This window comes from Solitalea lacus (assembly GCF_022014595.1).
GTDB classification, from domain to species: domain Bacteria; phylum Bacteroidota; class Bacteroidia; order Sphingobacteriales; family Sphingobacteriaceae; genus Solitalea; species Solitalea lacus.
In genome coordinates this window covers 1447179-1462252 of the sequence record NZ_CP091740.1, presented here as the reverse complement: position 1 = coordinate 1462252, position 15074 = coordinate 1447179, and the positions used below count along the sequence as shown (strand labels likewise).

The following is a 15074-nucleotide window of genomic DNA, read 5'->3' as shown; positions in this document are numbered from 1 at the left end:
TTGGTCTTGGGGCCCTAAATTATCAAAAAAAGAGAAAAAGCAAATTTTTTTTATGCTTGCAGAAGAATTATTTTATTAACATCTAAACAAATTCAATATATTGTTTTGAGTATCAAAATAAGTTTATGATATTATTTCCTTAAACCAATTATTTAACAAATGAAGATTTTTAAGGCAATTACCCTTTTGGTAGTGTCTGGCGCTGTGTTTTTTGTATTTAATAACAAAACAGGCCCATTGCCGCCACTAGGTAGTTTTTCAAGTCCGTATACTGGTTTTTGGCAAAATGCCGAGAATAGACAAATTGAAAAGGACCTATCTTTATCCTTACCTGGCTTAAAGGATGAGGTTAGTATTTTGTACGATGAAAATCGTGTCCCTCATATTTTCGCTAAGAACGATTACGACGCTTATTTTACTCAAGGCTATGTAACTGCTAAAGACCGGTTATGGCAAATGGACTTCCAAACACGCTTCGCAGCAGGAAGAATATCAGAAGTAGTGGGAGAAAGAGCTCTTGAACTTGATCGGTATAAACGTCGAACCGGTATGCTTTTGGGAGCTGAACAATCCTTAAAGGGTATGATGGCAAATCCAAAAAGTAAAATGGTGGTTGAAGCTTATACTGCTGGTATCAATGCTTACATTGCCTCCTTAAAACCTAAAGACTTCCCTATTGAATTTAAAATATTGGATTACAAACCAGAGCAGTGGACTTTGTTGAAATGTGCTTTGCTGTTAAAGCAAATGACTTCAACCTTGGCCGGCGGTTCGGATGATTTTTACATGACCAATATTTTAAAAACTTACGGCCCATCTGTAGTTAAAGATCTGTTTCGTGATTATCCTTTCCGTGAAGACCCAATTATTCCGGCAGGCACAAAATGGACCTTTACCCCACTAAAGGTTCCTCCTACTCCATCAAGCTTTATCGCGATGATGACTGATTCTATTCGTCCTCAAGAAAAAATTGAAGGCATAGGCAGTAATAATTGGGCTGTTGCTGGGAATAAAACAGCGACTGGAATGCCAATACTTGCAAACGATCCACACCTTGACCTTACCTTACCATCAATCTGGTATCAAATTCAGTTGATTACACCAACTATGAATGTTTATGGTGTTTCATTACCAGGAGCCCCTCATGTAATCATTGGATTTAACAAAAATGTAAGTTGGGGTGTAACCAATGTTGACGCGGATGTATTAGACTGGTATCAAATTAAATTTAAAGACAATAAGAAGGAGGAATACTGGTGGAACAACAAATGGAACAAGGTGACTAAACGCATTGAAACCATTTCTATAAGAGGTGGTAAAACCTTAGTTGATACGATACTATTTACGCACCACGGTCCTATTGTTTATATTGATGAACAAAAACCATTTAAGGATAACGTTCCGGTGGGAACAGCAATGCGCTGGATTGCACATGATCAGTCTGATGAACTTGCAACCTTTTACAAATTAAATCGTGCAAAAAATTATGAAGACTACCGGGAGGCCTTAAAAGCTTATACCGCTCCGGCCCAAAACTTTGTTTTTGCCGATAATCATAACAATATAGCTATTACTCCAAATGGTAAATACCCATTAAAATGGAAAGAACAAGGCAAGTTTGTGTTGGATGGTTCTGATCCGAATAACGACTGGCAAGGTTGGATTCCAGCTGAACAAAACCCAACTATCAAAAATCCCGAACGTGGTTTCGTAAGCTCGGCTAATCAATCAAGTACAGACCCAACTTACCCATATTACCTCAATTGGGAATTTGCTCCTTATGAGCGTGCTGCCCGAATAAATCGTAGGTTAACACAAATGAATCATATCACTGTTGATTCACTTCGTAATCTTCAAAATGACAACTTCAGCGTTCAAGCTGAAAACTTAAGAACAACTATGCTTTCTCTAGTTGACCAAGGCCAATTAAAGAAAAAAGAGGAAATAGAAGGCTTCCGCATAATGAACCAATGGAACAACTTTTATAATGCCAAAGAAATAGCCGCATCTATATTTGATTTGTGGTATAATCAACTAAACAATTCTATCTGGGCAGATGATTTTACCGACAAGGGCAGTATTATGCGCTTTCCGTCACGCGACAGAACCACCCAGATCATTCTATTTGAACAAAATTCAAAATGGGTTGATAACTTATCTACTCCACAAAAAGAAACACTAGCTGATCTGGCAACAATAAGTTTCATTTCTACAATTGATAGCCTCACCAAAAAACAAGGCCCATTGGGAGAAAAATGGCAATGGGGATATGTAAAAGACACTCAGATTGCTCACTTAGCCAAAATACCAGGATTTAATAGTAAACACCTCTTTAGCGGCGGTAGTAAAGGTTCGGTAAATGCACTAAACCACAATAATGGCCCATCATGGCGTATGGTGGTACAGTTAGGACAAAAAGTGAAAGCCTTTGGTGTTTATCCGGGTGGACAGTCTGGTAACCCTGGAAGCTGGTATTATGACAACATGATTGATACCTGGAGTGATGGAAAATTAAATGAGTTGGTCTACTTGCTAAATCCAACCCCTGACAAGCGCATTATTTCAACAGTTAAACTAAAAAAATAGAACCATGTTATTTATCTTAATATTGATCATTTGCACGATACTACAATTCTTTACTCCATGGTGGGTAGTAATGTTGGTTCCCTTTCTATTAGCTTTATGGAAAAGTGAAAAGGCTGGAAGAACATTTCTAGAGGCTTTTGGTGCCATCTTTTTATGTTGGTTGGTCTATTCTTTTTTCATCCATTTCAAAACAGCGGGCATTCTCACAAGTAAAGTTGCCGAAATGCTAATGGTAAAATCATCAATGGTTTTAATCGCCGTTACAGCAATAATCGGAGGACTATCAGCAGGCTTAGCCGCCCTGACCGGATATTTTTGTAAGAAAGCTTTTTTGAGTAATTCGGCCGAAGCTAAACAAGCTTAGCCTATCAATTCATAAAACAAAGCCTCTGTGATTAACCGCAGGGGCTTAATTTTTGAGAACCGTGCCTGTTGCTTACCTTTGCCTTGTGAATAAACCTACAAACTCTGAGATTTTCTCTATTTCCACTAACCAAAACTTTGAAGAGCTTAGCTTACGTATTTTCCGATACCAAGCTGCGACCAGCCCAGTTTATAATGAGTATTTAAGACTTTTAAAGATTAATATTGAAGCAATAAATTCGATTAATACCATTCCGTTTTTGCCAATCGGTTTTTTCAAAACTCACGACGTAATTACTGAACAGCAGAAGCCAGAAGTTATATTTTCTAGTTCGGGAACTACCGGTATGATACAGAGTAAGCATTTGGTGAGTCAGGTGTCGGTTTACAAAGAGAGCTTTGTAAAAGCATTTGAGCATTTCTATGGCTTGCCAAAAGATTATTGTTTTTTAGCCCTGTTGCCTTCTTATTTGGAGCGCGAAGGTTCATCATTAATACTGATGGTAGAAGATTTAATTAGTTTATCTAATCATCCGGAAAGTGGATTTTTTCTTCACAATCATGATGAGCTATATGCTAAATTGCTTCAATTAGAGTCAACCGGTCAAAAAACAATTCTTATCGGAGTTACATATGCCTTGCTTGATTTTATTGAAAAGTATTCCATCGAACTAAAGCACACCATTGTTATGGAAACCGGTGGAATGAAGGGCAAACGAAAAGAAATGGTTAGAGCTGAACTTCACGATCAACTGAAAAGAGGCTTTGGTGTTGATCACATTCATTCAGAGTATGGAATGACAGAACTTCTATCACAAGCATACTCAACTGGAAAGGGAGTTTTCCAATGTCCTCCATGGATGAGAGTTCTAACCAGAGATGCAAATGATCCTTTAAGCATTGTTGAGAATAACCATACAGGCGGAGTAAACATTATTGATCTGGCTAATATCAATTCATGTTCATTTATTGCCACACAGGATTTAGGTAGAACATATTATGATGGATCGTTTGAGATTTTAGGTCGATTTGACAACAGCGACATAAGAGGCTGCAACTTATTGGTTCAGTAAAATGCAGGTTTTATGCTGCATTTTAAAATGATACCAATAAAGTTAAAACGGAAACCTTTTGAGCAATTAACTTAATACAATACCTTAACAGAAGGCCTATCACTTAGATCAGTGCCATAGTAACTGATAACTAAACTGTTGTATAAATACATCCCTGCCCCTTCCGGTCTACTTTCAACAAAATAATCATAAATTATCGATGCATTGTATTCAAGCGAAGCTTGTTTTACTTCGATCCACTGTTGATTATTATGTCGTTGAATGTACTTAATTTAGGGTTAATGTAGTTACATTTTCAAAATGATAGGTAGCGGGTCCAGAAACAACAGTCCACTTAATGGACCGAATTGTGGTCGAATAATAAGGATAGTTAAGTTAATGGATACGATTAAAGATGGAATGGTTAGAGTAGTTGCATTCTAACTCTCATCGATATATACAAGTTACCAATACTATTATTATTGGTAACCGAACAAAAAAAGTGCTTCAATCAATTGAATAAGACAACCCCAATTTAAATCATATTATGTGATTTAAATTGGGGTTGTTTTGATGATTGGTATTGGAAATTAATAGATCTTCACCGATGGCTCAAGCATTGATTTAAATTCCTGTTCCAATGCAGCTCCTTTATTTTTGGCGTACCATAAATGAATTTCAATTGCCATTTCTTCCTTTGGCATGCCAATTTCATTCTTCAAGTGCACCACTTTCTCTTGCAATTGAACAGGGCGCGGCCCCCAGGTACCCAGTTCCTCAAATGTTTCCGCATCTATACGAATCAACTTCGGAATACTTCTTCCTCCATTTGTAAGATATTGATCCATCAAATCCAAGTGTTGATCTCTTAACAAAAAGCGGATTTCTATATTCTCATTTAAATCAGCAATTTTCTTAATTAGCGGAATATTCTGAGCAGCATCACCACACCATCCTTCAGCTAATACCAACCAAATTTCTTTGCGTTTGTATTCCTTAGCCAAAGCAACAAGCTCATCGGAAGGCTCATAGCTTTTATCCCACCTGTTCATTCGTTGCACATTCATTCGAGCGTACTCAAGCATATCCGGCGAATTATTATCACCGGTAGTTAAGTTTTGCTGAAGTAAATCATCGATTAACTTGCGGTAATCATTGTAACTAATAGACTGCGAGTATTCAGATCTTAAGAGTTCTTTATTTTCCATAATTTGATTTTTACTAACTGCCACAAGGTCGTTGTTACATCACCAAACAAAAATGACACAAATCATAATTTGTGTCATTTTATATAATAATCATAACCAATTGATTATTAAGCCTGTGCAGTTGGCCCGCCAAAATTCATTGGTAAAGCATGTTGCCCTTCATGGGTTTTTATTTTACCGTGGACACTTTCATATTTCTGAATATTATCTTCGAGCGCATGCATTAAACGCTTAGCATGTTCGGGAGTAAGCACAACACGTGATTTTACTTTAGCCTTTGGCACACCAGGCATAATACGAACAAAATCAACAACAAACTCTGTTGACGAATGAGTTATAATAGCAAGATTAGAATAAATACCTTCTGCAATTTCTTCTGATAATTCGATATTTAATTGATTTTCGTTATTTTCTTCCATGATAGTAATCTTTAACGATCAAATATAAGTATATGTCCCATTGAAACTACCAGCGTTTAGACTTTATTTCAGAATTACTTTGGTGGCTCCATAGCCATATTTATCCCTTCCGGCATCCATAAATGTTTTTACTTGCGGATGCTTACTTAAAACTTTGTACAATTCATGCTTTAATGTACCGTTCCCAATTCCGTGAATAAAAACAATGGCGGGTAATCGATCAACTATTGCAGCGTCTAAACTCTTATGAAAACGTTCAAGCTGGATATTCAAAATTTCAGCATTCTTCAGAAAATGAAAATCATCACGTAGCTTTTCAATATGCAAATCAACTTCTGACGAAGCTTTCTCTATTTTAGGCTTCTCCTCTGAAGCTTTAAAAAAGCTCTCTTTCAATTTAACTGCATCAATAACTAACTCAGGGTCATCGATCTGAAATAACCATCCATTAACATTATTTAATGACAAGATTGCCTTTTTTGTACCACTAAAATCTTTGGCTTTAAACTTGAACTCTTTATTTATTGGTAACTCAGGTTTAAAATTAGTTGAGGTATGCAAAATAACCTGAACAATCAGTTTGGGCCATGAATCAAGCTCTGTCAGAGAAAGAGAACAAATTTTATCAATTGAATTCGAATCAATCATCCCTGAAAAAACACCTCTAAACTGTTGTTTTTGTTCACCAACAACACTTATCAAAAGCTGGTAAGAAGTATCATTTATAATGTGTAAATGGACAACCGATTTTGCTTTTGCATCATCCACTATGGCCCAGTAAATCCCACGCTTTACAAAGTCTTTTATTGCAATCGGTTCAGCAATAAAAGTTGATGCAGGCTTTTCCTCGTCATCTAAGTGAGTACCATGTACTGGGGTAATTTTCGTTACCAAAACTGGTATTTCGAAATCATCATCGCCTGTTACACCTACCGTTTGACCGTCAATAATTTTAGTAATATATCCTTCTCTTCGTTCATCAACAAAACGAACAAAGTCACCGAGTTTAAATTTCATTAGTTTGAATATTGAAATGCAAAGGTAATCAGTTGCTAAAAACAAAGCGCGACTTCTTTCGAAATCGCGCTTTATATTATCAATTACTTGTTAAAGACTAGTCTTCATCTTCTTTAGAAGCAAGTAATTTTTCGTATTCCTCACGAGAACCTACAATCATACGGTCGTAATCACGCATACCTGTACCTGAAGGAATTAAGTGACCAACGATCACGTTTTCTTTCAAGCCTAACATGTAGTCAGTCTTACCTGCAATGGCTGCTTCGTTTAGTACTTTAGTAGTTTCCTGGAAGGAAGCCGCTGAAATCCAGCTCTTAGTACCTAATGAAGAGCGAGTGATACCTTGAAGCACAGGGCTTGATGTAGCCGCAACTGCATCGCGAGCTTCAACTAACTTCATATCACGACGTTTCAAGATCGAGTTCTCATCACGCAGTTTACGAACAGTAATGATCTGGCCTTTTTTCACTGAAGTTGATTCTCCCGGATCAACAACCACTTTCTTATCGAACATGCTATCATTCTCGTCCATAAAGTCAAGTTTATCAACAGCTTCTTTCTCTAAGAAACGAGTATCTCCCGGATCTTCAATGAACACCTTCTGCATCATTTGGTGAACGATAACCTCAAAGTGCTTATCGTTGATTTTCACACCCTGTAAGCGGTAAACCTCCTGAACACCATTTACAAGGTATTCTTGTACAGCACCAGGACCTTTGATTGCAAGGATATCGGTAGGACTGATCGACCCGTCTGACAATGGCATACCCGCTTTAATAAAGTCATTATCCTGAACAAGGATGTGCTTAGATAATGATACCAGGTATTTCTTAATTTCACCGTCTTTAGATTCGATAATAATCTCACGGTTACCACGTTTAACACCTCCCAACGTAACCACACCGTCAATTTCAGTAACGATAGCAGGGTTAGAAGGGTTACGAGCCTCAAACAATTCAGTAACACGAGGAAGACCACCGGTAATATCTCGGGTTTTACCTGCTGAACGAGGAATCTTAACAAGAACTTGTCCCGAAGATACTTTATCACCCTCTTCAACCGCAATGTGAGCACCCACTGGGATACTGTAACCTTTTTCACCATCTTTTCCTACAATGCGGATAACAGGGTTTTTGGTTTTATCACGGCTATCAATGATAACTTTCTCTTTGTGACCAGTTTGCTCGTCTGACTCTTCACGGAAGGTAACACCTTCAACGATTGCTTCGAACTCAACCTTACCAGTATATTCAGAAACGATTACTGCGTTATAAGGGTCCCAGCTACAGATTACACTACCTTTTTCTACCTTTTGGCCATCTTGAACAAACAAGTGAGCACCATAAGGAATGTTATTGGTCATAATCACTTTGCCAGAGTGTTCTTCAACTAAACGAACCTCACCTGAACGGCCTAATACTACTTCAATTTCGCCATCATCAGATTTTAAGGTAACAGTACGAATGTTTTCGAACTCCAATTTACCTGGGAACTTAGCAGTAATTTGTGATTCAGCAGCAATGTTAGAAGCAGTACCACCCACGTGGAAGGTACGAAGTGTAAGCTGTGTACCAGGCTCGCCGATTGATTGAGCAGCAATTACACCTACAGCCTCACCAATTTGAACCAGTTTACCGGTTGCCAGATTTCGGCCGTAACACTTAGCACATGTTCCGCGCTTAGATTCACATGTAAGTACTGAACGAATCTCAACAGCATCAACAGCTGAGTCTTCAATACGTTGAGAAACATCTTCAGTGAGTTCTTCACCAGCATATGCCAAAGTTTCCCCTGACATTGGATCAATAACATCATTCAGAGATACACGACCCAAAATACGGTCATATAATGGCTCCACTACTTCTTCATTATCTTTCAATGCAGAAGTAAGTACACCACGTAAAGTACCACAATCAGGCTCTGAAACAACCATGTCTTGAGCTACGTCATGTAAACGACGAGTCAAATAACCAGCATCGGCAGTTTTTAACGCCGTATCGGCCAAACCTTTACGAGCACCGTGGGTAGAGATAAAGTATTCCAATACCGACAAACCTTCTTTAAAGTTTGAAAGAATTGGGTTTTCGATAATCTCACCACCTGAACCCGATTTTTGTGGTTTTGCCATCAGACCCCTCATACCACACAACTGACGAATCTGCTCTTTAGAACCACGGGCTCCTGAGTCCAACATCATGTAAACAGAGTTGAAACCTTGGTTATCCGCAGCTAATTGCTTCATCAAGTGATCAGTTAAGCGCGAGTTGATACGGGTCCAAATATCGATGATCTGGTTATAACGTTCATTGTTGGTAATGAAACCCATGTTATAGTTGTTCATTACCTCATCTACCTCTTCTTGTGCCTGATTCAACAAAATAGCTTTTTCTTCAGGAATGGTTACATCTTTCAAATTAAACGATAAACCACCTTTAAATGCCATTTGGAATCCTAGTTCCTTAATATCATCAAGGAATTTAGCAGCACGAGCCATACCGGTAACTTTTACGATATTACCAATGATATCACGAAGTGATTTTTTGGTTAATAACTCGTTAATGAATCCTGTCTCTTCAGGAGTAAATTCATTAACAATTACACGGCCTACAGTAGTTTCAAGAAGCCCGTTAACGATCTCGCCATTTTCATCCTTATGATTAACTTTTACCTTAATCCAAGCATGCAAATCAATACGATTTTCGTTTAATGCAATACGAACTTCTTCTGGGCTATAGAATATCGAACCTTCACCACGAACTTTACGATCAGGTGTAGATCTTCTTCCTTTTGTAATATAGTACAGACCCAACACCATGTCCTGCGAAGGTACCGTAATAGGAGTACCGTTTGCAGGGTTCAAAATGTTGTGTGCCGCCAGCATCAAAATTTGGGCTTCCAAAATTGCCGCATTACCTAATGGTAAGTGCACGGCCATCTGGTCACCGTCAAAGTCGGCGTTGAATGCGGTACACACTAATGGGTGTAACTGAATTGCTTTACCTTCTACTAATTTTGGTTGGAATGCCTGAATACCCAAACGGTGAAGTGTAGGAGCACGGTTTAGTAATACAGGGTGACCCTTCAATACATTCTCAAGGATATCCCACACCAATGGATCTTTACGGTCAACAATTTTCTTGGCTGATTTTACTGTTTTTACCACACCACGCTCAATCATTTTACGAATGATAAATGGTTTGAATAGCTCAGCAGCCATGTCTTTAGGTAAACCACATTCGTGTAATTTCAAGGTCGGACCTACAACAATTACTGAACGAGCAGAATAGTCAACACGTTTACCTAATAAGTTCTGACGGAAACGACCTTGCTTACCTTTCAAAATATCTGAAAGAGATTTTAAAGCACGATTACCTTCAGTTTTAACAGCGTTCACTTTACGTGAGTTATCGAATAACGAGTCAACAGCTTCCTGCAACATACGTTTTTCGTTACGTAAAATCACCTCAGGAGCTTTAATCTCGATCAAACGTTTCAAACGGTTGTTACGAATGATTACACGACGATATAAATCGTTCAAGTCTGAAGTTGCAAAACGACCACCATCCAATGGAACCAATGGACGTAATTCAGGAGGAATTACAGGAACAATCTTAACGATCATCCATTCCGGACGGTTCTCAATGTTAGCTTGTGCTCCACGGAACGCTTCAACAACTTGAAGACGTTTTAACGCTTCATTTTTACGTTGCTGAGAAGTTTCGTTTGCCGCCTGGTGACGCAAATCATATGATAATTGATCCAATTGTAAACGGCCCAATAAGTCCTGAAGAGCTTCAGCACCCATTTTAGCGACAAATTTATTCGGATCTTTATCGTCTAAATATTGATTTTCTTTCGGAAGAGTATCTAAAATATCTAAATATTCTTCTTCAGTTAAGAAATCAAGATATTGAATACCATCTTGAGCTTTAATACCTGGTTGAATTACCACGTAACGCTCATAGTAAATAATTAAATCAAGTTTTTTGGTAGGAAGACCTAACAAATAACCGATTTTATTTGGCAATGAGCGGAAGTACCAAATGTGAGCTACAGGCACAACCAAATTGATATGGCCCATGCGCTCGCGACGTACTTTCTTCTCGGTAACTTCAACCCCACAACGGTCACACACAATACCTTTATAACGGATACGCTTATACTTTCCGCAGGCACACTCATAATCCTTCACAGGACCGAAAATGCGTTCGCAGAACAAACCATCACGTTCAGGTTTGTATGTACGGTAGTTGATCGTTTCCGGCTTTAATACCTCACCACTTGAACGTTCTAAGATGTTCTCAGGCGAAGCAAGGCTGATCGTAATTTTGGTAAAATTACTTTTGATCTTATTTTCTTTTTTGTACGACATATTCTTTTTTTGAATGAGAGAATGATAGAATTAGAGAATGATAGAATGAGAATTAACCCATTCTATCATTCATTCATTCAATATTATTCAAGTGTTACGTCTAGACCTAAGCCGCGTAACTCATGTACCAATACATTAAATGACTCAGGCACACCTGGCGTTGGAAGGTTTTCACCTTTAACAATGGCTTCGTAAGTTTTAGCACGGCCAATAACATCATCAGACTTAACGGTAAGGATCTCTTGAAGAATGTTTGCTGCACCGAATGCTTCAAGTGCCCAAACCTCCATCTCACCGAAACGCTGACCACCAAACTGCGCTTTACCACCCAATGGTTGTTGAGTAATAAGTGAGTAAGGACCGATAGAACGAGCGTGCATCTTATCGTCAACCATGTGACCCAATTTCAGCATGTAGATAATACCTACTGTAGTTGGTTGGTGGAAACGATCACCTGTTAAACCATCGTACAAGTAAGTTCTACCTGATTCTGGAATGCCAGCTTTCTTAATCCAATCTTCAACTTCTGAATGAGTTGCACCGTCGAAAATTGGGGTGGCAAACTTAATGCCCAACTCTTTACCAGCCCATCCTAAGATGGTTTCATAAATCTGACCCAAGTTCATACGAGAAGGTACACCAAGTGGGTTCAACACTATGTCAACCGGAGTTCCATCCTCAAGGAATGGCATATCTTCATCACGAACAATACGGGCAACGATACCCTTGTTACCGTGACGACCTGCCATCTTATCTCCTACTTTCAATTTACGTTTCTTAGCCACGTAAACCTTAGCCATTTGAACAATACCTGAAGGTAACTCATCACCAACGCTGATAGCGAATTTCTGACGACGGTAATCTCCAAGCTCTTCGTTCACTTTAATACCGTAGTTATGAAGCAACAACTTGATCTGGTCATTTTTATCCTTATCAGTTGTCCACTTGTTAGGGTTGATATTCTCATAGTTAAGCTCAACCAACATTTTCTGAGTGAATTTCACTCCTTTAGCAATTAACAACTCTTTGTAATTGTCGTAAACGCCTTGTGATGTTTTGCCGTTAACTAATTCAAATAATTTCTCTACTAACGTATCTTTTAACTTCGCGTTGTTATTATTATGACGTGCATCTAATTTCTCTAACTGTGCTTTCTCATCATTTTTAGATGTTTTTTTAGCACGAGAGAATAGTTTAGTATCGATAACAACACCGCTGATAGAAGGGGATGCTTTCAATGAAGCGTCTTTCACATCGCCGGCTTTATCACCAAAGATTGCACGTAATAATTTTTCTTCTGGGGAAGGATCAGACTCACCTTTTGGAGTGATTTTACCAATAAGGATATCGCCTTCTTTAACTTCAGCACCAATTCGGATGATACCGTTTTCATCAAGGTCTTTAGTAGCCTCTTCTGAAACGTTAGGAATATCCGGAGTTAATTCTTCTTCACCACGTTTTGTATCACGAACTTCTAATTCGAATTCTTCAATGTGTAATGAAGTAAAGATGTCTTCGCGAGCAATACGCTCAGAAATTACAATCGCATCCTCGAAGTTGAAACCTTGCCAAGGCATGAACGCTACTTTTAAGTTGCGTCCTAATGCTAACTCACCATTTTGAGTTGCATAACCTTCAGTAAGTACCTGTCCTTTTTTAACTTTCTGACCTTTTTTAACAATTGGTTTCAAGTTGATACAAGTACTCTGGTTGGTTTTCTTGAATTTGGTCAACGAATAAGTTTTTTCGTCACCATCAAAAGAAACCAAACGGTCATCTTCAGTACGATCATAACGAATGGTAATTTTGTTTGCATCAACGTAAACAACTTCACCGTCACCTTCAGCATTCATCAAAGTACGAGAGTCTGAAGCAACGCGTCCCTCAAGACCAGTACCTACAATTGGAGATTCAGGACGTAACAATGGAACGGCCTGACGTTGCATGTTCGATCCCATCAATGCACGGTTGGCGTCATCATGCTCAAGGAATGGAATTAACGAAGCAGCAATTGAGGTGATCTGGTTAGGTGCAATATCAATAAGGTCAATTTTCTCCGGCTCGATTACAGGGAAGTCACCTTCAAAACGTGATTTCACTTTAGGAGTTAAGAAATTACCTTTATCATCATACTGTGCATTAGCCTGTGCAATGGTTTTACCATCCTCATCTTCAGCACTCATGTAAACAACAGGTTCATCAACAACCACTTTACCTTCAACTACTTTACGGTAAGGAGTTTCGATGAAACCTAAGTTATTGATCTTTGCGTGAACACAAAGAGACGAGATAAGACCGATGTTCGGACCCTCAGGAGTCTCAATAGTACATAAACGACCGTAGTGTGTATAGTGAACGTCACGAACCTCGAAACCAGCGCGCTCACGAGAAAGACCACCAGGACCTAAAGCTGACAAACGACGCTTATGCGTAATTTCAGCCAAAGGATTGGTTTGATCCATGAACTGTGATAACTGATTAGTTCCGAAGAATGAGTTGATCACTGACGAAAGGGTACGAGCATTGATCAAATCGGTAGGCGTAAACACCTCATTATCACGAATGTTCATACGCTCACGAATGGTACGGGCCATACGAGCTAAACCAACACCAAATTGTGCGTACAATTGCTCTCCAACAGTACGAACACGACGATTTGACAAGTGGTCGATATCATCAACCTCAGCTTTAGCATTGATCAGACGAATCAGATATTTAACAATTTCGATGATATCCACCTTCGTTAATACTTTGGTTTCTTCATCTGTTGTTAAACCTAATTTACGGTTAATACGGTAACGACCTACATCACCTAAATCATAACGCTTATCTGAGAAGAATAAACGCTCAATAATACCACGAGCAGTTTCTTCATCAGGTGGTTCGGCGTTACGTAATGCACGATAAATGTGCTCAACAGCTTCTTTTTCAGAGTTTGAAGTATCTTTTTGAAGCGTATTGTATATAATAGCATGATCAGCAGTTGTAACGTCGTCTTTAGTCAAAATAATTGACTTAACGCCAGCATCTATGATCAAGTCGATATGATCTTCTTCAAGAATAGTTTCACGTTCTAGAATTACTTCGTTACGATCAATCGATACCACTTCACCGGTATCTTCGTCTACGAAATCTTCTACCCATTTACGTAAAACCCTAGCCGCTAAACGACGGCCAACATATTTTTTCAAACCTGATTTGCTAACCTTAACTTCATCAGCAAGGTCGAACAATTCAAGAATGTCTTTATCTGAATCATATCCAATGGCACGTAGCAACGTGGTTACCGGAAACTTCTTCTTACGGTCAATGTAAGCATACATTACGTTGTTTACGTCGGTAGCAAACTCAATCCATGAACCCTTAAATGGAATTACACGGGCTGAATATAATTTAGTACCGTTGGTATGGCGACTTTGACCAAAGAAAACACCCGGTGAACGGTGAAGCTGAGATACAATAACACGCTCAGCACCATTGATCACAAATGTACCTTTTGGCGTCATGTACGGTATGGTACCTAAATACACATCCTGTACAATTGTTTCAAAATCCTCATGCTCCGGATCGGTACAATATAACCTCAGCTTGGCCTTTAATGGTACGCTGTAAGTCAAGCCACGCTCAATACACTCTTGTATATCGTAACGAGGCGGATCAATGAAATAATCCAAAAACTCAAGAACAAAGATGCCTCGAGAATCGGAAATTGGGAAGTTTTCGCTAAATACTTTAAACAAGCCTTCTGTATGACGATCATCGGCTGTGGTATCTAACTGGAAAAACTGTTGGAATGATTCCAATTGTACATCCAGAAAATCAGGATAATCCAATACGTGCTTACTTGTAGCGAAACTTACTCTTTGCGAATTATTAGTGTTGTTTGCCAAGGGAATAAATTTTGAGAGTGAAAACTATTAAAGGTTTCAAACATCGTTTAAGCATTGATAACGTACTCATTATCAATGAGTTTGCGTAAATTTAATAAAACTAATAAAAACAGGAATAGACTCTTCCTTTTGGGAAGAGTCTTATCCTATAATATGTGAACTAAGTT

General features: G+C 38.6%; 8 protein-coding genes. 3 read left to right on the top strand and 5 right to left on the bottom strand.

Translation table 11 applies throughout. The features are described from left to right. Window positions 1–159 precede the first annotated feature (159 nt). From L2B55_RS06185 to L2B55_RS06175, 3 genes are all read left to right on the top strand, one after another. Window positions 160–2586, top strand: a complete 2427-nt coding sequence (locus tag L2B55_RS06185; protein WP_237849686.1) for a penicillin acylase family protein — start codon at window positions 160–162, stop codon at window positions 2584–2586. A 4-nt stretch (window positions 2587–2590) separates the two neighbouring features. After that, on the top strand, window positions 2591–2950 hold the full coding sequence (locus tag L2B55_RS06180) for a hypothetical protein (RefSeq protein WP_237849685.1): 360 nt from the start codon (window positions 2591–2593) through the stop codon (window positions 2948–2950). 85 nt (window positions 2951–3035) lie between these two features. Continuing rightward, on the top strand, window positions 3036–4022 hold the full coding sequence (locus L2B55_RS06175) for a LuxE/PaaK family acyltransferase (protein ID WP_237849684.1): 987 nt from the start codon (window positions 3036–3038) through the stop codon (window positions 4020–4022). 569 nt (window positions 4023–4591) lie between these two features. Here L2B55_RS06175 and L2B55_RS06170 read toward each other — a convergent pair. The 5 genes from L2B55_RS06170 to rpoB form a co-directional block, all read right to left on the bottom strand. Next, entirely contained in the window at window positions 4592–5209 is a 618-nt protein-coding gene (locus L2B55_RS06170; protein ID WP_237849683.1) for a thioredoxin family protein, read from the bottom strand. A gap of 107 nt (window positions 5210–5316) precedes the next feature. Then, window positions 5317–5628: a DUF3467 domain-containing protein gene (locus tag L2B55_RS06165; protein ID WP_237849682.1), complete on the bottom strand. Its 312-nt coding sequence runs from the start codon at window positions 5626–5628 to the stop codon at window positions 5317–5319. A 63-nt stretch (window positions 5629–5691) separates the two neighbouring features. Then, window positions 5692–6645, bottom strand: a complete 954-nt coding sequence (locus L2B55_RS06160) for a Smr/MutS family protein (protein WP_237849681.1) — start codon at window positions 6643–6645, stop codon at window positions 5692–5694. Window positions 6646–6742: 97 nt separating this feature from the next. After that, the gene (rpoC, locus tag L2B55_RS06155) at window positions 6743–11017 is read right to left on the bottom strand and encodes a DNA-directed RNA polymerase subunit beta' (RefSeq protein ID WP_237849680.1); all 4275 of its coding nucleotides are present in this window, start codon (window positions 11015–11017) and stop codon (window positions 6743–6745) included. Between the two features lie 83 nt (window positions 11018–11100). Continuing rightward, the gene (gene rpoB, locus L2B55_RS06150; RefSeq protein WP_237849679.1) at window positions 11101–14907 is read right to left on the bottom strand and encodes a DNA-directed RNA polymerase subunit beta; all 3807 of its coding nucleotides are present in this window, start codon (window positions 14905–14907) and stop codon (window positions 11101–11103) included. Window positions 14908–15074 lie beyond the last annotated feature (167 nt).

Coding starts and splice junctions, on each gene's coding strand:
- L2B55_RS06180 (WP_237849685.1), top strand. CDS start 2,591: ATGTTATTTATCTTAATATTGATCATTTGCACGATACTACAATTCTTT.
- L2B55_RS06170 (WP_237849683.1), bottom strand. CDS start 5,209: ATGGAAAATAAAGAACTCTTAAGATCTGAATACTCGCAGTCTATTAGT.
- L2B55_RS06160 (WP_237849681.1), bottom strand. CDS start 6,645: ATGAAATTTAAACTCGGTGACTTTGTTCGTTTTGTTGATGAACGAAGA.
- L2B55_RS06165 (WP_237849682.1), bottom strand. CDS start 5,628: ATGGAAGAAAATAACGAAAATCAATTAAATATCGAATTATCAGAAGAA.
- rpoC (WP_237849680.1), bottom strand. CDS start 11,017: ATGTCGTACAAAAAAGAAAATAAGATCAAAAGTAATTTTACCAAAATT.
- L2B55_RS06185 (WP_237849686.1), top strand. CDS start 160: ATGAAGATTTTTAAGGCAATTACCCTTTTGGTAGTGTCTGGCGCTGTG.